Genomic DNA, 19,333 nt, shown 5'->3' with positions numbered 1-19,333 from the left:
TCAATGCTTTGGTGAGAATCCGGGGATTGCCAACGGATTCTCCATCAGCGCCGCCCGGTCTGGCCGGTCAAGGCTCGGGCGCCCCAGAAACGCGTCGAACAGTTCCCGCACATAACTTTCCGGCAAGTCCTTCACGATCATGACCAGAAGCGTCTGCTTTTCGTTCTGTGGCCATTGCGGCAGGCGCGCTGGCGGGTGGAAAATCTTCTGCACGCCGTGGATCACGACAGGACGTTCCGGGTCTTCGGCGATCTGTACGATGCCCTTGACGCGCAGCAGCTTCTCGCCATGCGTTGAACGCAACAGATCGAGGAACATATCGAAGGTCGAAAGCGGAATAGGCGCGTCGTGCCGCAGCGAAAACGAGCGGATGGCATCATCATGGTGGTGATGATGCGCATGATGGTGGTGGTGGTGTCCATGGCCGTGGCCATGATCATGGTCGTGATCGCAATCCGGCCCGCACACATGGTCATGCCCGTGATGATGGCCATGATCGTGATCATGATGATGGTGGTCATCATCCTCATAGGCTTCCGCCTTGAGCCAGCGCTGCACATCCGCGGTTTTGGTCTCAGGATTATATAATCCGCATTCAAACAAAGCCGCATAGCCGGTGCGCTCATCACCTGCCGTCAGAATTTCGGCACCCGGATTGAGCGCTCTGAGACGCGCTTTCAGCGCCGCCAGGCCCGCTTGCGCTTCGGGCATATCCGACTTGGTGAGGATGATCCGGTCGGCCATCGCCGCCTGCTTGACCGCTTCCTCATGATTGTCGAGCGTCGCCATGCCGTTGACGGCATCAACGGTCGTCAGCACGCCATCGAGCCGGAAGGCCTGCATCAACACGGGATGCCCCATGATCGAATGCAGAACCGGCGCTGGGTCGGCAAGGCCGGTCGTTTCGATGATAACCCGCTTCAGCGCCTTTATGCGCCCGGTCTGCAAGCGGTCGATCAGATCGGCCAGCGTGTCCACCAGTTCGCCGCGCACCGTGCAGCACAGGCAACCGTCCGACAGCTCGATAACGCCCTCGCTCGCCTGTTCGACCAGCAGATGATCGATGCCCACTTCGCCGAATTCATTGATGATCACGGCGGTATCGCTCAAGGCCGGATCCTTCAGAAGCCGGTTGAGCAGCGTCGTCTTGCCCGAGCCCAGAAAGCCGGTCAACACGGAGACGGGGATAGGATTTGGCATGGCAAACACTTCACACTTTGAGGGCGCGACACTTTAAGAACACGACAGGTTGGGCTGACGATGCCAGCCCAATATCGCGGTGGATCAGTTGATCGCGGTTGTTTTCACACCAGCAGCACGCTGCGGGCGCGGCATTGGCACAGGCACCTGCGAGATGTGGAGCTGGCTTGGCTTGGTGACCGGGCCCGGCTCGGAAACAAGTCCGACCTGCACGGCAACCGGATCGTGATCCATGGCGTGAATATAGGGCGAGTTGATCTTCAGCTTGCCCTCGACATCGCGACCGTCCCAACGGTCAGCCATGGCCTGCTGGCTGCAAATCGCCTTGCGCATATCGACAGCCTCGTTAAGATTGCCGCCTGCGTTTGGCCGCAGCGTTGCAAGCGTTGCACCGCCGGACGTGTTGTCGCGGAAAGCGTCGGTCATCATTTGCGCAGCCTGTACCGCGCGTGCTTCCTGACGATCCGCGCCAAGCACGATGGCAAGCACGGTGCGACCATTACGGGTGGCGGAACCGGCCAGATTGAAGCCCGACGCACAGACAAAACCGGTCTTCATGCCATCGGCGCCGTCATAACGACCCAGCAGAATATTGTAATTGGCCTGAACTTTTTTGCCCGCGCCCGGATCGATAGCCTCGGTCGCGAAATAATGCGCATATTGCGGGAATTCGCGGCGCAGCTGCACGGCGAGAACCGCCAGATCGCGCGCGGTCGTATAATTGTTCGGATCGTGCAGGCCGTTCGGGTTGGCGAAATGCGATCCGACCATGCCGAGGCGCTGCGCTTCGGCATTCATGAGCTGTACGAAGCCCGCCTCACTGCCACCCACAGCCTCACCCACGGCGACGGCGACATCATTGGCGGATTTGACGAGCATGATCTTCAGCGCGGTATCGAGCGTCATCACGGAACCGGGCTTGTAGCCCATCTTGCTCGGCGGCTCCTTGGCGGCACGAACCGTCATCGGCACCGGAGATTCAAGCGTCATGCGACCGGACTGAAGCGCGCGAAACGTGACATAGGCCGTCATCAGCTTGGTAAGCGAAGCAGGATACCAGCGCTGGAACGCATCCTGCTGGGCATAAACCTTGCCGGTTGCCACATCGACGGCGATTGACGGATTGGCCAGCGCCGATCCCATCGCCGTGCCAGTCATTGCTGCGGCAGCAACCAGGATTTTCAACGACTTCGACAACATTGCGCAGTTCCAATCAATAATGGCCCGCAATTTCTGCGGGTCTCCGTTCGCACGGCTCAATTCAATGGTTCCAAATCGCCATCAGGACGACACACGACACTTTCGGTCATATAAGGAGGATTTGCGTTGCTCTTATCTATGCCATGTGGCGAGGAAAAGGCAAACAGGGATTGCCGGATTTCACCGAAACGTCATATCCTGCTTCCTTCAAATCACACCCAACCATGCCACATTGGGTCAAGTTGGCCCAAGCCCATATAGACCCAATACGGGAGCCTCTCCGAAATGCCAGTGCTTAATCGTGCCGTAGAAACGCAGGCGGAAATCGCCGCCTGGCGACGCCAGCTACACCAGAATCCTGAACTGCTCTACGACGTGCACGAGACCGCAAAATTCGTCGAGGAGAAGCTGAAAGCCTTCGGCTGCGACCATGTTGAAACGGGCGTCGGACGCTCCGGCGTGGTCGGTATCATCAAGGGCCGCCACGGTGACGGCCCGGCCATCGGCCTGCGCGCCGACATGGACGCGCTGCCGATCACCGAAACAAGCGGCGTTGAATGGGCGTCGCAAAATCCCGGCAAGGCGCATTCCTGCGGCCATGACGGCCACACCTCCATGCTGCTGGGCGCTGCGCAATATCTCAGCGAGACGCGCAATTTCCGCGGCTCGGTTGCGCTGCTTTTCCAGCCTGCCGAAGAAGGCGGCGCGGGCGGGCTTGCCATGGTTGAAGACGGCGTGATGGATCGCTTCGGCATTTCGGAAGTCTATGGCGTGCATAACATGCCGGGTCTGCCGGTCGGCCAGTTTGCCATGTGCAAGGGACCGATCATGGCTGCAACAGACGAATTCGATCTCTTCGTCAGCGGACGCGGCGGTCATGCGGCGCAGCCGCACCGCACCATCGATCCAATTCTGGCCGGTTCGCAACTGATGATGGCTTTGCAGGGCATCGTCTCGCGCAATACCGATCCGCTGGATTCACTCGTCATCTCGGTCACGAAGTTCATCGCAGGCGAGGCTTATAACGTGATCCCGGAAAAGGCGACGCTATCGGGCACCGTGCGCACGCTGCAAAAGGAAACACGCGCTTTCGCTGAACGCCGCATCCGCGAAGTGGCCGCAGGCATCGCAGCCGTCACGGGCGCAGAGATTACCGTGCGCTACAAGAACAATTATCCGGTCACCTTCAATCACGATGCGCAGACGGAATTTGCAGAGCGCATCGCCACCGGTGTTGCAGGCGAAGGCAAGGTCAACGGCAATGTTGAGCCAATGATGGCGGCGGAGGACTTTTCCTACATGCTGGAGGCTCGTCCCGGCGCCTATATCTTCATCGGCAATGGCGATACGCCGGGCCTGCATCACCCGGCTTATGATTTCAACGATGACGCCATTCCCTATGGCGTCAGCTACTTCGTAGCCGTGGCCGAAACGGCGCTTGCCGCCTGAGCGCCACTCGCAATCTGAGAAAATCCGCCTACCCCGCTTTTTGCGGGGTTGGCTACCGCCATGAAACCCAGTATGTGTCGGAAACATCCGAACATGCTGGCATCGCTGGCAAAAGCGGATGGCTCTAACGGTCGGTCCCGTAGCTCAGTAGGATAGAGCGACAGATTCCTAATCTGTAGGCCACTGGTTCGAATCCAGTCGGGATCACCACTTAAAACTTACCTGTCATAAGGCCAGTTGGCCTGCGAGAAGACGCCGCCATCGACCCAAAGCGTCTGGCCCGTCACAAAGCGTGCGGCCTCGGACGCAAAAAACAGCACCGGCCCAGCCAGATCCTCGACGCTGCCCACCCGCCGCAAGGGCGTGACCTTGGCCCATGTGCCTGCATAGTCAGGCTGTTCCAGCGCCGTGCGATCATTAAGGATTGCGCCGGGGGCCACACAATTCACCCGAATGCCGTGCGGTCCAAGTTCCACCGCCGAAACCTTGGTGAACTGTTCAATGCCGCCCTTGGAAGCCGTGTAGGAAACCAGCTTCGGGAAAGCCAGCTTGTTGCAGCCCGAACCGATATTGATGATCGCGCCGCTCTTGTCCGCATCCACCATCCGCTTGGCTGCTGCCTGCGTATTGAGGAAGCAGCCCTTCAGATTGGTGCGGATGACATCGTCCCACTCGTCTTCGCCAAGTTCCAGCAGCGAACTCCATGTCTGGATACCGGCATTGTTGACCAGCACATCGGGCGCATCGCCGAACCAGCTGCATGCTTCATCGAAGAAGGCATCGACTTCCGCCCCCACACCGACATCACAGGCAAGCCCAAGCGCCTGACCACCACCCGCTTCAATCGCCTCGACCAGCGACTGGGCCGCGCCGTCCTCGTCCTTGTAGCTGAAAGCAACCGCATAGCCCGCCTCGGCAAAGGCCGTGACCAGATGTCTGCCAATACCCGTGCTGCCGCCTGTGATGACTGCGAATTCGCTCATGCCGTTCCCTCCCTGAAGCATTTCCGGCAACGAACTTAATCGGTTTTCGCCAGTGGTAAACTGGCAGAAAAGAAAATATCGTCCGCAAAGGCAGAATGGAGTGAAAAATGAATCCGGACATCAAGGAAGCCAATGGCGCATGCCACTGCGGAACGGTGCGTTTTCGCGTAAAACTGTCCGACGGCCTGCACAGCGCGCGCCGCTGCGACTGCTCCTATTGCCGGATGCGCGGCGCAGTCGTCGTGTCAGCAGAACTCGGCGGGCTGGAAATCCTGCAAGGGGAAGACGCGCTCACCCTCTACACCTTCAATACCGGCGTCGCGAAGCATTTCTTCTGCTCCAGATGCGGGATCTATACGCACCACCAGCGCCGCTCCAATCCACGCCAGTTTGGCGTGAATGCGGCTTGTCTGGAGGGCGTTTCGCCTTTCGACTTCAAGGTTATCCCGGTCAATGACGGCGTCAATCACCCCTCCGACAATCCGAACCACAAGGGTTCCGATGTCGTGGGCTATCTGCGCTTTGAACCGGTAGACGGCACAGATTAAACTCTTGCACGCGGCTTCTGTTCGTTTTTCTCCCAAGAGAAAACGGTTGGCGGCAGCGGATCGCGCCCGCGAATAATGTCCGATCCCTTTTCGCCAACCATGATTGTCGGCGCATTGGTGTTGCAGGACGGCACACGCGGCATGATCGAGCTGTCGCAGACGCGCAAGCCCTCCAGACCGTGAACCTTCAGCTCCAGATCGACCACGGCAGAAGCATCAGTGCCCATCTTGCAGGTGCCGACCGGATGGTGATCGGTCTTGGCATTGGCGCAGGCATAGTCAAACAAATCGTCGTCAGTCATCACCTTCGGTCCCGGCAGTCGCTCGGCCATGACAAAGGGTTTCAGAGCTTCCTGTTGCAGGATTTCGCGGGCGATCTTCAGCCCTTCCAGTGACATCTTCAGATCGTGTGGATCGCTCCAGTAATTGGGGTCGATCAGTGGAGCCGCCGCCGGATCGCTGGACGCCAGACGCACTGTCCCACGCGAGCGCGGATGCAGATAGGCGGAATTGAGCGTCACGCCCGCATTCTTCAGCTTCTCGACGCCGGCTTCAATGCCCGAACCAAGCCCCAGATGGAACTGGATATCCGGCGACCGGGCCTCCGGATCAGCATACCAGAAGCCGCCCGTTTCAAACAGGCTCGAGGCCACCGGGCCGGAACGCAGCAGGATATATTGCAGACCCGCGCCAAGCGTGCGGTGCAGCTTTGCCACGCCGTCATAGGTGTGATCGCCAGTGCATTCGCTGATAACGAACAGATCGAGATGATCCTGCAAGTTTGAGCCGACGCCCGGCAGATCGTGTTTCACGGCCACACCTGTCTGCTTGAGATGATCGGCTGGTCCGATCCCAGATTGCAGCAGAAGCTTCGGTGAGCCGATCGCACCCGATGACAGGATCACCTCCCTCGACGCGCGCAGCACCTCGCCGCTCATCAACGCCACGCCGGTGGCGCGCGTCTTCTCCAGCACGATGTTGCGCACTGGCGCGTTGATTCTGACCGTCAGGTTTCTGCGTCCCTTGATCGATGCGAGATAGGCAAGCGAGGCGGACGAGCGGCGGCGATTGCGCTGGGTGAGCTGGTAGAAACCGACACCGGCCTGTTCGCGACCGTTGAAATCCGGATTGTAGGGAAGCCCAAGCTCCTGCCCCGCGCGGATATAGGCATCGCAGATCGGCAGCGGCGCAGACGGCATGGAAACGCCAAGCGGCCCGCCATAGGAATGATAGTCATCGTTGAAACGCTGATTATCCTCGGCGCGTTTGAAATAGGGCAGCACGCTGCGATAATCCCAGCCGGTACAGCCGTCTTCATTGGCCCAAAGATCGTAATCAGCCGCATTGCCGCGCGTATAAATCTGCGCGTTGATGCTGGAACCGCCACCAATGACCTTGGCCTGCGTGTAGCGCAGAACGCGGTTTTTCATATGCTTCTGCGGGACCGTCTCCCAGCCCCAGCTCGCCACGCCCTTGGTCATTTTGGCAAAGCCTGCGGGCATATGAAACAGCGGGTTCCTGTCGCTTCCTCCGGCTTCCAGCAGCAACACCTTCACCGAAGCATCCTCGCTCAGACGATTGGCGAGAACACAACCGGCCGGCCCGCCGCCAACGATGATATAGTCGTAATTCATGCGTTTCTCCTCCCGAGAAACTAAAGCTTTGCTATCGACAGGCCGCCATCAGCATTGATCACCGACCCGGTAGCGAAGATGAAATTGCCGCCCGCAAGCCCGGCCACGATGGCGCCAACATCGCCCACCTCGCCCCAGCGCTTCATCGGCACCAGCCCGCCGTCAATCAGCGTGTCGTAGCGCTCGGCGACCTTTGCCGTCATGTCGGTGCGAATGATACCCGGTCGAACCTCGAACACCCCGATCCGCGCCTCGGCGAGCCGCAAAGCCAGCCCCTGCACAAAGGCGGTCAACCCGGCCTTGCTGATGCAGTAATCAAGCATTTCCGGCGAACTCATCACCGATGACACAGAACTGATCGTCACGATGCTACGCGGAAAACGCACATCGGTTACCGCCAGCATGGCTTTCACTATTGCCTGCGTGAAGAACACCGTGCCGCGCAAATTGACCCCCATGATGGTGTCGAAATTCTCCGGCTTCAGGCCAAGAAAATCACCGCGTTCCACGGAACCCATGCCAGCATTGTTGACGAGACAATCAATGCTGCCAAACTCCTTCAACACGGCGGCAACTGTCGCCGCATGGGTTTCTACGGCAGCAAGATCGCCTTTAAAGAAAGCCACCTTGCCGCCCATGCCGCGCAATTCGTGGATGACAGCCTCGTCGTTTTCAACATCGGTAATCGCCAGATCGAAGCCCTTCGCCGCGAGAGCGCGGGCTATGCCAAGCCCGATGCCGCGTCGGCCGCCGGTCACCAGCACCACAGGTCTTTGACGGTTCATGCCAGCACCTCCCGGTTCAGATGATCGGACACGCGCAACGCCTGTGCCGCGATGGTCAGCGCGGGATTAACCGCAGCCGATGTCGGCAGAAACGACGCATCCACCACATGAAGATTGGGGTGGTCGTAAGCGCGGCACCATGTATTGAGCGGCGCTGTCGCTGGGTCATTACCAATGCGCACTGTGCCGCATTGATGCGACGGCGTACGCCGGTCGAAGGCCCGCGAAAGAACCACCGGAAATCCCGCCGACCGCAGTGCGGATTTGAGCTTTTCGACCAGCATCAGATGCGCCTTCCAGTTGCTGCGCACCCAATGCAGGACAATGCGGTCGCCATCCACCGTCACGCGGCTTTCCGGCGACGGCAGGTCTTCGCTCATTGCGTAGAAATCGATTGTGTGTCCGGCAATCCGGTTCAACAGCCATTCAGGCACACGCGGCATATTGGATTTCAGGATCGCGCCCGACACGCGCCCCAACAATTGCACATTGCCCAGCGGCGGCCCGCCTGCCCCGTCCGACAGATAGTAATCGTTGAAGCCAAAGGTCTTCTGATAGACGCTGTCATTGCGATAGCGCGGATCGAAAGCGATCACGGCGCTAGAATTATGGTTCATGAAATTGCGACCGACCTGATCGGAACGGTTCGCCAATCCCGAACGCAACAAGAGCACTGCCGATTGCACCGCGCCCGCCGAAAGAATGACGAGCTTTGGGCGCAAGACCAGCGCCTCGCCGTTCTTCACATAGTGAACTGCCACGATGGTTTTGCCATCCGGACCGGCTTCCAGCCGCGTCACCCGCGCCGCGGTTTCCAGCCTGACATTGGAATAGCGCAAGGCGCTGGCAAGCGGACAGGTTTCCGCATCCATCTTGCCGTCATTGCTGTTTGGATGCGCATCCCACGGCGTTTTTGCCTTGGCGAGCCAGCGGTCGATATCGACCCCCAGCGGCAGCGATGCAGCATGAAGACCGTTCTTCTTCAATCGCGCCCGTATATCGGCAATGGCCGGTTCGTCACGGATTGCCGGACAGGGATAGGGTTTTGAATGATCCGGCTCGGTCGGATCATCGCCCAGCTCACCCCGCACCTGAAAAAGCTGTTCGGCGCAGCTATACCACGGCTCCAGCTCCTCATAGGCGAAAGGCCAGGCAGGCGAGACACCTTCCAGATGCGCCATTTCCGCAAAATCCTCACGGCGATAACGGATCAGCACCGCGCCAAAGAATTTGGAATTGCCGCCGACATTTTAATAGTTGCCGGGATTGAATGGCGTACCGCCGGTCTCGTACCAGAACTCCTTCGGGCGAAAGAAGCCCTGCTGGAAAATGGCGCGCGGGTCGCGGTTTTCCGGCCTGTCGGGCAAGTGCTCCCCCGCCTCAAGAATGAGAATGTCTGCACCAGACGCGGCAAGACCGGCGGCCATTGTCGCGCCGCCGATACCTGATCCGATGATGACGATATCCGGCTGTCCTCCCAAAGCCGTCACTCCTACTTTCCTTGCGGCATCCACATGGCCGTCCGCGCGCCGATATGCATGTTGAGCGTCTTGGTTTCGGTGTAATCCTCCACCGCATGACGACCCAATTCGCGGCCCAGACCCGACTGGCGATAACCGCCGAAAGGCAGTTCCGGCGTGCCGTCCATGAAAGTGTTCATCCAGACCGTACCGGCGCGCACCTTGCGGCCAATACTCATGCAGGTATCGAAATCTCGGCTCCATACGCCTGCCGAAAGCCCGTAATCAACCGCATTGGCAATGGAGATCGCCTCATCCACCGTATCGAAGGAGAGCACCGACAGGACCGGGCCGAACACTTCTTCACGCGCCACAGCCATATCGGCTTTCACACCCGCAATGATGGTCGGTCCCATATATTGGCCAAGGCCAAGATCCAGCACATCCCCGCCATGGGCAATTGCAGCGCCTGCCTTCTTGGCCTGATCGACATAAGCGCCAACCTTGCTCAGATGCTGGGGCGTAATGATCGCGCCCACCTGCGTGCTGACATCAAGGGGATCCCCGACGATGACTTTCTTCGACAGATCAGCGACGCGCCCGACAATCTCATCGACAATTGAGCGATGCACGATCAATCGCGAACCGGCATTGCAGCATTCGCCCGCATTGAACCATGCGCCGAAAACCGCAGCGTCGATAAAGGCATCCATGTCCGCATCCGGGAACAGGATTTGCGGGTTCTTGCCGCCAAGTTCCAGCGACACTTTCTTCAGCGTCTGCGCCGCATTGGCCATGGTCAGCTTGCCGACGCCAGTGGAACCGGTGAACGACACCATGTCCACATCTGGATGCGTGCTCATATGCTGGCCGACATCAGCGCCCGTTCCGGTGACGATGTTGACCACGCCGTCCGGCACGCCTGCCTCGGCCAGAATTTCACCCAGCACCAGCGTCGAACCGGAGGTGAGTTCCGAAGGCTTTACGACCGCCGTGCAACCCGCCGCCAAAGCAAATGGCAGCTTTTGACCGACGATCAGGAACGGAAAGTTCCACGGCGTGATGATGGAGACAACACCAATCGCCTCACGCAACACGACACCCAAAGTGCCATCCCCCAGCGTATTATAGCTCTCGCCATGCAGATCACGCGCAAGCGCTGCCGCATAGCGCCAGATATCGACCGAACCGGCAATCTCGCCGCGCACCTGACTAATCGGCTTTCCTGCTTCAATCGCATCGAGATAGGCAAGCTCTTCCGCCCGCGCTTCGATCAGATCGGCGGCTTTCAACAGCACCAGCGAACGCTGCGATGCCGTTTTGGAAGACCAGCGCCCATCGTCAAAAGCCTTGCGCGCAGCTGCTACGGCGCGCTCCACATCCGCCTTGTTACCAGCGGGATAACGGCTCACTGTCACGCCATGGCCGGGAGCCACACGCTCAATACTGCCGCCGCTCTGGCTTTGCATCCATTTGCCATCGATCAGCATGGAGAATTCGCGGACGGCCAGTCCGGCCAGCGGTTGCGGCTTTACAATCGTGCTCATCACCATTTTCCTTCAAAATTCGCTTCGCGCTTTTCGCTGAACGAGCGCACGCCTTCTTTCAGATCGCCGGTCTTGGCGACAAGGATGGAACCCAATGCTTCGACGGCGGTTCCATTGTCCTCGCCATTGGCGACGGAAAGCATCAGTTTGGAAATTTCCAGTGCAGCGGGTCCGCGCTTCGCCACCCGTGCTGCATAGTCTTGTGCTGCCTGCAAGGCTGCGCCCGTCTCGACAACGGCATCGACCAGCCCATGCGAAAGCGCTTCCTCCGCCGTGAACATTTCGCCACCCAGCACCATGCGGCGCACGATCTGCGCCCCGAAACGGCGCACAAGACGCTGCGTGCCCGACCAGCCGGGAATCATGCCAAGCGAGGTTTCCGGCAGGCCGATCTTCGCCTGTCGCTCAACAATGCGGATATCGGCGGCGCCTGCCAGTTCCAGACCACCGCCCAAAGCATGGCCGTTCATCGCTGCGATCAGTGGCACACGCAAGGTTGCGAGCCGCTCGAACACACGATGGCCATAGCGCACCCATGCATGGCCGAACTCTGCCGGTTCCATGCCGCCCCAGGCCTTGATGTCGCCTCCAGCGGAAAAGGCTTTGCCCTCGCCGGTCAGGATCGCAACCCGGACGGTGCTATCCGCCTCCACCCGATCACAGGCGGCGGATAACTCCTGCAAAAGCTCGATATCGAACGCATTGAGCTTTTCGGGCCGCTTGATGGTCATGACCGCGATGTGGTTCTCGGTCGCAATTTCTATGCGATCAGTCATCTCACGCCTCCAGCTTTCGCGCAGGCTTTTGCGGCAATTCAAGTCCAATCGGCTCTTCGCGGAACAGCGCCTCGTCCATGATCTTGAGCTGATCGGAAACGATCAGCGGAAACTCAGCCTGATCGAGAATATGCGCCTGCAGATCCACACCCGGCGCGATCTCGGTGAGCACGATGCCTTGCCGCGTGAGCTTCATCACAGCGCGTTCCGTGACATAGGTAATGTCCTGTCCCTGTGCGACACTGCGGGGACCAGAGAAGGTGACGTGCTCAACCTCATTAACGAGCTTTTTGAGCTTTCCTTCCTTCTCGATCACCAGCTTGCCGTCTGCAACGGAAAGCTTGGCCCCTGCATTGAACATGCCCGAGAAGACAATCTTTTTGGCCCTTCCCGTAATATCCACAAAGCCGCCCGCTCCCGCCGTGACATGCGGACGGAATGAGAGCTTCGACACATTGACCGAGCCGTCGCGTCCAATCTCCAGGAAGGACAAGAGCGACGCATCGAAGCCTGCACCCTGAAAATAGGTGAACTGATAGGGCGACGGCATATAGGCGTCGGCATTCGCCGCGCAACCAAAGGCAAAATCCAGTAGCGGCACGCCACCGACAGCGCCCTGCTCGATCACCCACGTCACAGCACCATGCAGGCCTTCCTCCAGCAGAATGCGCGGCACATTGGCGGAAATGCCGAAACCGAGATTGACCGCGCTTCCCGCCTGCAATTCCTGCGAGACACGGCGCGCAATCGCCTTCTGGATATTGAACTCAGCCAGACGGAATGTATCGATCGGGCGGAAAATCTCGCCTGAAATCGCCGGATCGTACAGTGTCTGCGTCGTCTGCTTCTGATCGGGATCGACCACGATATAATCGACCAGAACGCCCGGCACCCGCACATCATGCGGCTTCAGCGTGCCTTCCTTGGCGATGCGTTTCACCTGCGCAATGACGATGCCACCATTGTTGCGCGCGGCCAGCGCCTGATCGAGACCGCCGAGATAGGCGCCTTCATGCTCATAAGTGAGATTGCCACGCTCATCCGCCGTCGTCGCGCGAATGATCGCCACTTGCGGGATGATGGAAGGGAAATAGAGCCAGTCTTCGCCTTCGAAGCTGACATGTTTCACCACCGGTTCCTGCCCGGCCTTGTCATTCATCGCCGTGCCCTGACGCTTGGGGTCGACAAACGTATCAAGACCCACCTTGGTCAGCACGCCGGGGCGCTTGGCCGCCGCTTCGCGATGCATATCGAACAAAATGCCCGACGGGATATTATAGGCCGGGATCTCATTATTGGTGATCATCTGCCAGATCAGCGGCGGCTCGGCGCTGGACGGGCCTGACGGATAGGAACCACCGATGATCTTCTTCAGCAATCCCGGCTTGGCGATGTAATCCACGCCCTTGATGCCGCTCATATCGCCCGCCGCAATCGGATGCAGCGTGGTGATATTCTTGGGATGGCCGGTCTCGTCAAACCGCTCGCCAATGGCTTTCAGCGTCAGATCGGGACAGCCGAGACCACTCGAAGACGAGACGGAAACGACAGCGTTGTCGGGGATGAGTGCAGCCGCTTCCGCAGCCGAAATATGCTTGTTCATGGTGTTCAGATTCCAGATTGAACGGCGGTTGCCTTGCCGGTCTTTGCGGCCTCAAGCACGGCAAGCCCGGTGGCGAGCGACCAGATGCCGTCCTCCAATGTTGCGGAAGGCTGGCCCTTGCCTGCCATTGCATCATGGAAAGCCTGCAAGGCGGTTTCATAGAGATTCGTCTGATCAAGCGGCAATTCATGCTCGCCGTCCTTGTCACGCAACAGCACCGAACCAACCGGCTTCTGCGTCATCACATTGCGCGCCACCAGCGAGCCTTCACTGCCATGCACCTCGAAGCCGGTTTCCGCATATTTGGTCGTGAAAGCGTCGTGGAACTGGGCGATCGCGCCAGATGGAAAACGCAATACGCCCATCACTCCATCTTCCAGTCCCTCACCGCTCATCTTACCCTCTAGGCCCCCCTGCTGGCTGAAAGCCACGGCCTCGACCGGGTTTTCACCCAGCACAAAACGCAGCGTATCGGCGTCGTGCACTGTGATATCGAGAATGACACCGCCACCAGCATCGGGCCGCTCGATACGCCAGCCCTGCAAATGCGGCGGCAAGTAAACCGCATGAAAAACCCGTGCGCCAAGCACCTTCCCGATCCTGCCCTTCGCGATTGCATCGCGCATGGTGCGGTGGCTGGCAGCGTTGCGCAAATGATGGTTGGTGCCTGCCACCACGCCCGCTTCGCGTACGGCCTTCAACATGGCATGGGCATCACCAATTGTCAGCGCCAGCGACTTTTCACAGAGGATATGCTTACCAGCCTTGGCGGCGGCAATCGCCTGATCGCGGTGCAATTCATTGGTGGTGGAGATATAGACCGCATCGATTTCCGGATCGGCCAGAAGTGCGTCGAGGCTCGTGACAGAGCGGGCAATTCCGTTCTCACGGGCATAGGTTTCGCCGCGCGCGGCATTGGTGCTGTAAACGGAAACGACTTCGCCGCCAGTGGCGCGAATGGCTCCGATCACCCACTCTTTCGCAATCGTGCTTGCGCCTATAAGGCCCCACTTTGCCATCCGCGTTTCTCCTCCGTTTTAAATGGCATGCCGCAACTGGCACGCACCGCAAGACGCACCGCCAAACGCTGCGCCTCCGCCTCCACCCGTTCTGAATTGATCTGCTTCAAAAGAAGCTGTGCCGCCCGTTCGCCCATCCCCTGCGGATCGACCGACACTGTTGTTAATGCGGGTACCGCCGTCTTTGCTTCGATCACATCGTCGAAGCCGACCACCCCGAAATCGCGTCCGGGTTCCAGATGCGCAGCGCGCAAACCGTCGCATACACCAAATGCCACCGCATCGTTGAAACACACCGTAGCCGTCGGCTTAGCCCCCAGCAGCAACATGCGCTCCACTGCTTCCACACCGCCCGCCCGCGACGGGGCCGATGTAAAGACCAGCGCATCGTCAAAAGCGAGACCGGCCTGTTCCAGACCAGCGCGATAGCCGGAAACACGCTCGGCAAACACCGCTGTATCCGCATAGCCGCCCATGAAGGCGATGTTGCTATGCCCGAGACCGACCAGATGCTCGACGGCCTTTGCCACGCCGCCGCGATTGTCGGAAAGAATGGACGAAACGCCAGAACCCGGCACATCGCGCACCATCTGCACCACAGGCAAGCCGCTTTTCGCCAGCGGCTTCAGATCGCCGGACTCCGTGCCCCGCGCCGGTGAGACGATCAGCCCGGCAATGCCATGTTCGCGCATGGAGGCGATCACTTCACGCTGCCGGTCGATGCTCTCGCCCGTATTGGCCAGAAACTGCACATAGCCCGCCGACTGCATAACGCGGTCCACACCAACCGCCAGTTCGGCAAAGAAACTGTTGGTCAGATCGTTGACGACCAGCCCGATGATCTTCGACTTGGACTGACGCAGATTGGCGGCGCTGCGGTTATAGACGTAACCGAGCTTTTCAATTGCCGCCTGCACCTTCACACGCGTTTCAGCATGAACCAGCGGACTGTCGCGCAGCACGAGCGACACGGTCGATTTCGACACGCCTGCCTCGCGTGCAATATCGATGACCGTAACGCTGCTCTTGTTCATGACTTCCTCGGCTTTCGCTAGTAATTTAATTGGAACGTTCCAAAAAAGTCAACGGGAGAAATTTTGCCACTCTATCGCCACATCAATGTCCTGTTTCACGATATCACCCCCGCATAAATTTAAGAAATATGGGTTACTTGCGTGAGAAGCGCTACTTTCTGGCCAAAAACTCTACTTCTAACTCGACATGGGCGCTTCTTGCCATTTGGAACGTTCTAAATTATGAAAGGCAAGGTTCCGTGGGAGGATGATCATGAGCGTTGCATTCGACACTATGCTGACCTTGCCAAAGGCAGACGGCACTCTGCACGCATACCGGCTTGCCGGAACGCCGACCGAAAGACCCTCCGCTCCCCCGCAGTTCAATCGCATCGCCTATGCGGCGGCGCATATCGTCTCCGACCCACGAAACGATACGACACCATGGAACAATCCCGCGCTCGACTGGGATGCGACCATGGCGTTTCGCCATCATCTCTGGGGCCTCGGCTTCAAGATCGCCGAAGCGATGGACACCTCGCAGCGCGGCATGGGCCTCAACTGGGCGGGTGCGCAGGAATTGATCCGTCGCTCACTGGCTGAAAGCAAAACCGTAGCGGGTGCCGATCTGGCCTGCGGTGCCGGGACGGATCATCTCGATCCGGCGGACGCAAAGAGCCTTGATGACGTGATCAAAGCCTACGAAACACAGGCCGGTTTCGTCGAAAAGCACGGCGGGCGTTTCATCCTGATGGCGAGCCGCGCCCTTGCCCGTATTGCGCGATCCCCGGACGATTATGCAAAGGTTTATGGGCACATTCTCTCCAATGCCCGCGAGAAGGTCGTGCTGCACTGGTTGGGCGACATGTTCGATCCGCAGCTCAAGGGCTACTGGGGAAGCTCTAATTTCGATGATGCGCTGAACACCGTCATCAATATTATCGAGGCCAATCGCGACAAGGTTGAAGGCATCAAGATTTCGCTGTTGGAAGAGCGCTACGAACTTGCCCTGCGCGACCGGTTGCCGGAAGGCGTGCTTTGTTTCACAGGGGACGATTTCAACTATGCACCGCTGATCGAAGGCGACGGGCACAAGCATAGCCATGCTTTGCTCGGCATTTTCGATGCTGTCGCGCCACAAGCTTCCAATGCGCTCGTCGCCCTCGCCAAGGGCGATAACGAGCGGTTCCGCGCGATCATTGAGCCAACTGTGCCGCTATCGCGCAAGATTTTTGAAGCGCCAACGCAATATTACAAGGCCGGTGTCGTGTTTCTCGCCTGGCTCAATGGTCATCAGACGCATTTCACCATGCCCGCCGGGATGCAGTCAGCGCGCGGCATTGTCCATTATGCCGATATCTTCCAACTGGCAGACAAGGCCAATGTGCTTGATCAGCCGGAACTTGCCGTGAAACGCATGAAAGCGCTTTTGGAAACGCATGGTGTAGAGCAAGCCTGACATCCACTTTATCGGACGCTATACATTCTCCCACGCAAGTTTGTCCGGTTCCCGTGCTGATTGATTTCGGCTATCAACTTGATTAAGCAATCAACAGCACAGAAACCAATTAGGGGAGATTTTCATGCGTTCTGTACTTCTGGCATTGCTGGCCGCAACGGCCATTGCCACTTCGGCCCAGGCAAAAGACGTAACCGTCGCCGTGACCGCCATTGTCGAACATCCGGCACTCGACGCCGCCCGCGACGGCGTCAAGGATGCTCTGGCCGAAGCCGGTTTCAAGGAAGGCGAAAATCTCAAATTCGTCTATCAATCCGCACAGGGCAACCCGGCAACCGCCGCACAGATCGCACGTCAGTTCGTCGGTGATGGCCCGGACGTGATCGTTCCGATTTCCACCCCATCGGCTCAGGCTGTTGTTTCCGCCACGCGCGACATTCCTGTCGTGTTCACCGCCGTATCAGATCCGGTCGGCGCGCAGCTCGTCAAGAACATGGAAAAGCCGGGCGGCAATGTAACCGGTCTCTCCGACATGTCGCCGGTGGCTGAGCACATCAAGCTCATCAAGGAAGTGATGCCGAACATCAAGAAGCTCGGCTATCTCTACAATTCCGGCGAAACCAACTCGGTCTCGCTTCTGGCCGCACTGAAGGAAGCTGCTGCGGCTGACGGCATTGAGATCGTCGAATCCGCCGCGACCAAGTCGGCTGAAGTCAAGGGCGCCGCACAGGCGCTCGTCGACCGCGCCGATGCCATGTATGTGCCGACCGACAACACCATCGTTTCGGCTCTCGAAAGCGCCGTCGGCGTTGCCGAGGAAAGCAAGCTGCCGCTCTTCACCGCTGATACGGATTCCGTCAAGCGCGGTGCGATGGCTGCGCTCGGCTTCAACTATTACGACGTCGGCAAGCAGACCGGTGCTGTTGTTGCACGCATCCTGAAGGGTGAAAAGCCCGGCGACATTTCGGTTGAAATCGCCAAGGGCACCGACCTTGTCATCAATCTCGGCGCAGCCAAGAAGATGGGCGTTGAGTTCCCGAAGGCTGTGATCGACCGCGCCACTAGCAAGATCGATTAATTCTGTACAAAATGCAGAAAATCAGGGGCGGGAGTGAAAACTCTCGCCCTTTTGAATCTAAAGAAAATAATCTCTTTCAATTATGATTTTTGACCATAGATCGGTCATACATCTGTAATCCCCCATTTTACCGGGGCGCTGCAGTAGAATTCACGCAGCCATTTTTAGTTTCTGTGCGGGTGTGATGCCTCTGATGCCCCCATATTGGGCCGTTCGTTGTTGCGCGTCCAGGGCCATTGCATGGCGAATTCCTGTGCCCCCTCAATGCTTTCGATGGTGTGTTGGTCAAGCCATTCGTGTCGCACGGTGCGATTGTAGCGCTCAACATAGGCATTCTGTTGCGGTTTTCCGGGTTGAATGTAGCATAAGCAATTCCTTGCGTTTCGGCCCATTCCATCAGTTTGCCACTGACATATTCAGGTCCACTATCCACCGAATGATGAATGATTTGCCGCGCTACTCGATGATCTGGTTCACGCTGCGGATGACGCGTTCAGCAGGCAGCGGAAAATCCACCGCGATGCCCAGCCCCTCGCGATTGAAGTCGTCCAAAACATTCAACAGCCGGAATTACCTACCGTCTTCCAAACGATCCGCCATGAAATCCATGGACCAAACAAAATTTGGCGCTTCGAGCACGGACAGCGCATCGGGTTTGTCGCGCTTCAATCACTTGCTTGGCTTAATCCTGAGGTTCAATTCCAGCTCGCGGTATACGCGCTTGCGGTTTCAGCGATGCCCCCGGACATTGCGCAGGTAAAGAAAACAAAGACCGAGGTCCCCAGCTCCGCTTCACCCTCATTAGCCAGATCAGCAGATCAGCGATCTGCTCGTTCTCTTCATTCAGCTTAGCACTGTAACGATAACAGGCCTCGCTGACACCAAAGGTGCAGCGAGCCAGCGCAATGCTGACCCCGCGTAACGCCACAGCTTTCCTGGCCACCTCTCGGCGTTGAGATGAGCGCGTCATTTTTCTCCAAGAGCCTCTTTCGAAAGCTCTGTTTGCATACTCATATCGGCATACATCTTCTTGAGCCGACGATTGCTTTCCCGGCTTCGATCCTCCAGAGCCTTCATCTATCTGATCATCGACACATCCATACCGCTATACTTGGCACGCCACTTGTAGAATGAAGCATTGCTCATTCCATGTTCGCGACATAGCCCCGGTATTGGAACACCACTTTCTGCCTGACGCAGGAGCGCAAAAATTTGCAGTTGGCTAAATCTGTTCATCTTCATCAAAAATATCCTCGATCATAATGCCGAGAAAATTCTACTTTTGAACCCCATTAATTCCTGGGAGGATTACCACCCAAGCTTCGCGGCCGCAGCCTTCGATCACCGTAGCTCTGCTCGAATGGCGTGCATGGTCTTGGCGCTGTCATGTAGAGCTTTTCCCACAGAGTTTCCCTTTTGCGCAAATAGCCGCTGGCGCTTCCACTATTTGCAATCAAAGCGCATCTTACAATTCTGCGAGAAATTGGTAACTGATTAGAACTCACAACGATGGAATTGCAATATAAACTGGGAAATGAAAAATACTAAAGATATATACTATAATTATTAAACTAATATC

Annotated in this window: 14 protein-coding genes, 1 tRNA gene and 2 pseudogenes; 5 read left to right on the top strand and 12 right to left on the bottom strand. The window is 58.1% G+C overall.

Annotated elements, in window-relative coordinates; genetic code table 11:
• On the bottom strand, positions 1-1,200 hold the full coding sequence (locus tag FGI60_RS04700; RefSeq protein WP_138784140.1) for a CobW family GTP-binding protein: 1,200 nt from the start codon (positions 1,198-1,200) through the stop codon (positions 1-3).
• A gap of 84 nt (positions 1,201-1,284) precedes the next feature.
• Positions 1,285-2,400 (bottom strand): D-alanyl-D-alanine carboxypeptidase family protein, encoded by a 1,116-nt coding sequence (locus FGI60_RS04695; protein ID WP_138784139.1) that lies wholly within the window; start codon positions 2,398-2,400, stop codon positions 1,285-1,287.
• A 285-nt stretch (positions 2,401-2,685) separates the two neighbouring features.
• Here FGI60_RS04695 and FGI60_RS04690 point away from each other — a divergent pair, with 285 nt between their 5' ends.
• Positions 2,686-3,849, top strand: a complete 1,164-nt coding sequence (locus FGI60_RS04690; RefSeq protein WP_138784138.1) for a M20 aminoacylase family protein — start codon at positions 2,686-2,688, stop codon at positions 3,847-3,849.
• A 133-nt stretch (positions 3,850-3,982) separates the two neighbouring features.
• A tRNA-Arg gene (locus FGI60_RS04685) sits at positions 3,983-4,059 on the top strand.
• Positions 4,060-4,067: 8 nt separating this feature from the next.
• Here the strand turns inward: FGI60_RS04685 and FGI60_RS04680 are convergent.
• Entirely contained in the window at positions 4,068-4,832 is a 765-nt protein-coding gene (locus tag FGI60_RS04680) for an SDR family NAD(P)-dependent oxidoreductase (protein WP_078337599.1), read from the bottom strand.
• Positions 4,833-4,939: 107 nt separating this feature from the next.
• On the opposite strand from FGI60_RS04680, the gene FGI60_RS04675 reads away from it, so the two are divergent.
• On the top strand, positions 4,940-5,380 hold the full coding sequence (locus FGI60_RS04675) for a GFA family protein (protein WP_138784137.1): 441 nt from the start codon (positions 4,940-4,942) through the stop codon (positions 5,378-5,380).
• On the opposite strand, the gene FGI60_RS04670 is transcribed toward FGI60_RS04675, so the two are convergent.
• The 8 genes and pseudogenes from FGI60_RS04670 to FGI60_RS04635 all read right to left on the bottom strand — a co-directional run bounded on the left by FGI60_RS04670 (position 5,377) and on the right by FGI60_RS04635 (position 15,238).
• Positions 5,377-7,014, bottom strand: coding sequence for a GMC family oxidoreductase (locus FGI60_RS04670; RefSeq protein ID WP_138784136.1), 1,638 nt, complete (start codon positions 7,012-7,014; stop codon positions 5,377-5,379). The genes FGI60_RS04675 and FGI60_RS04670 overlap by 4 nt on opposite strands.
• Before the next feature lie 20 nt (positions 7,015-7,034).
• Positions 7,035-7,799 carry a 3-ketoacyl-ACP reductase gene (locus FGI60_RS04665; RefSeq protein WP_138784135.1) on the bottom strand — a complete coding sequence of 255 codons (765 nt, stop codon included), beginning with the start codon at positions 7,797-7,799 and terminating at the stop codon, positions 7,035-7,037.
• Positions 7,796-9,280 (bottom strand): annotated as a pseudogene (locus FGI60_RS04660) (GMC oxidoreductase). The gene FGI60_RS04665 and the pseudogene FGI60_RS04660 overlap by 4 nt, the downstream one beginning before the upstream one ends.
• Positions 9,281-9,291: 11 nt before the next feature.
• Complete coding sequence (locus tag FGI60_RS04655) at positions 9,292-10,812, bottom strand: aldehyde dehydrogenase family protein (protein ID WP_138784134.1); 1,521 nt, start codon at positions 10,810-10,812, stop codon at positions 9,292-9,294.
• The gene (locus FGI60_RS04650; RefSeq protein ID WP_138784133.1) at positions 10,806-11,582 is read right to left on the bottom strand and encodes an enoyl-CoA hydratase/isomerase family protein; all 777 of its coding nucleotides are present in this window, start codon (positions 11,580-11,582) and stop codon (positions 10,806-10,808) included. The genes FGI60_RS04655 and FGI60_RS04650 overlap by 7 nt, the downstream gene beginning before the upstream one ends.
• Position 11,583: 1 nt before the next feature.
• Complete coding sequence (locus FGI60_RS04645; RefSeq protein WP_138784132.1) at positions 11,584-13,185, bottom strand: acyl CoA:acetate/3-ketoacid CoA transferase; 1,602 nt, start codon at positions 13,183-13,185, stop codon at positions 11,584-11,586.
• Positions 13,186-13,190: 5 nt separating this feature from the next.
• The gene (locus tag FGI60_RS04640) at positions 13,191-14,204 is read right to left on the bottom strand and encodes a Gfo/Idh/MocA family protein (RefSeq protein WP_138784131.1); all 1,014 of its coding nucleotides are present in this window, start codon (positions 14,202-14,204) and stop codon (positions 13,191-13,193) included.
• Entirely contained in the window at positions 14,183-15,238 is a 1,056-nt protein-coding gene (locus FGI60_RS04635) for a LacI family DNA-binding transcriptional regulator (protein WP_138784130.1), read from the bottom strand. Before FGI60_RS04635 ends, FGI60_RS04640 begins: the two co-directional genes overlap by 22 nt.
• Before the next feature lie 253 nt (positions 15,239-15,491).
• On the opposite strand from FGI60_RS04635, the gene FGI60_RS04630 reads away from it, so the two are divergent.
• Both FGI60_RS04630 and FGI60_RS04625 read left to right on the top strand, forming a co-directional pair.
• The gene (locus FGI60_RS04630; protein WP_138784129.1) at positions 15,492-16,676 is read left to right on the top strand and encodes a dihydrodipicolinate synthase family protein; all 1,185 of its coding nucleotides are present in this window, start codon (positions 15,492-15,494) and stop codon (positions 16,674-16,676) included.
• 124 nt (positions 16,677-16,800) lie between these two features.
• Complete coding sequence (locus FGI60_RS04625; protein ID WP_138784128.1) at positions 16,801-17,754, top strand: ABC transporter substrate-binding protein; 954 nt, start codon at positions 16,801-16,803, stop codon at positions 17,752-17,754.
• Positions 17,755-17,904: 150 nt separating this feature from the next.
• On the opposite strand, the pseudogene FGI60_RS04620 reads toward FGI60_RS04625, so the two are convergent.
• Positions 17,905-18,996: pseudogene (locus FGI60_RS04620) on the bottom strand (IS3 family transposase).
• Positions 18,997-19,333: the final 337 nt, after the last annotated feature.

It is taken from the genome of Brucella haematophila (genome assembly GCF_005938105.1).
Taxonomy (GTDB): domain Bacteria; phylum Pseudomonadota; class Alphaproteobacteria; order Rhizobiales; family Rhizobiaceae; genus Brucella; species Brucella haematophila.
Note: the sequence above shows the minus strand (reverse complement) of the source record. Positions and strands in the feature narration are given on the sequence as shown.

What these genes read in the sequence shown, in the direction of transcription:
- FGI60_RS04700 (WP_138784140.1), bottom strand. Translation starts at nt 1,200, where the DNA reads ATGCCAAATCCTATCCCCGTCTCCGTGTTGACCGGCTTTCTGGGCTCG.
- FGI60_RS04695 (WP_138784139.1), bottom strand. Translation starts at nt 2,400, where the DNA reads ATGTTGTCGAAGTCGTTGAAAATCCTGGTTGCTGCCGCAGCAATGACT.
- FGI60_RS04690 (WP_138784138.1), top strand. Translation starts at nt 2,686, where the DNA reads ATGCCAGTGCTTAATCGTGCCGTAGAAACGCAGGCGGAAATCGCCGCC.
- FGI60_RS04680 (WP_078337599.1), bottom strand. Translation starts at nt 4,832, where the DNA reads ATGAGCGAATTCGCAGTCATCACAGGCGGCAGCACGGGTATTGGCAGA.
- FGI60_RS04675 (WP_138784137.1), top strand. Translation starts at nt 4,940, where the DNA reads ATGAATCCGGACATCAAGGAAGCCAATGGCGCATGCCACTGCGGAACG.
- FGI60_RS04670 (WP_138784136.1), bottom strand. Translation starts at nt 7,014, where the DNA reads ATGAATTACGACTATATCATCGTTGGCGGCGGGCCGGCCGGTTGTGTT.
- FGI60_RS04665 (WP_138784135.1), bottom strand. Translation starts at nt 7,799, where the DNA reads ATGAACCGTCAAAGACCTGTGGTGCTGGTGACCGGCGGCCGACGCGGC.
- FGI60_RS04655 (WP_138784134.1), bottom strand. Translation starts at nt 10,812, where the DNA reads ATGGTGATGAGCACGATTGTAAAGCCGCAACCGCTGGCCGGACTGGCC.
- FGI60_RS04650 (WP_138784133.1), bottom strand. Translation starts at nt 11,582, where the DNA reads ATGACTGATCGCATAGAAATTGCGACCGAGAACCACATCGCGGTCATG.
- FGI60_RS04645 (WP_138784132.1), bottom strand. Translation starts at nt 13,185, where the DNA reads ATGAACAAGCATATTTCGGCTGCGGAAGCGGCTGCACTCATCCCCGAC.
- FGI60_RS04640 (WP_138784131.1), bottom strand. Translation starts at nt 14,204, where the DNA reads ATGGCAAAGTGGGGCCTTATAGGCGCAAGCACGATTGCGAAAGAGTGG.
- FGI60_RS04635 (WP_138784130.1), bottom strand. Translation starts at nt 15,238, where the DNA reads ATGAACAAGAGCAGCGTTACGGTCATCGATATTGCACGCGAGGCAGGC.
- FGI60_RS04630 (WP_138784129.1), top strand. Translation starts at nt 15,492, where the DNA reads ATGAGCGTTGCATTCGACACTATGCTGACCTTGCCAAAGGCAGACGGC.
- FGI60_RS04625 (WP_138784128.1), top strand. Translation starts at nt 16,801, where the DNA reads ATGCGTTCTGTACTTCTGGCATTGCTGGCCGCAACGGCCATTGCCACT.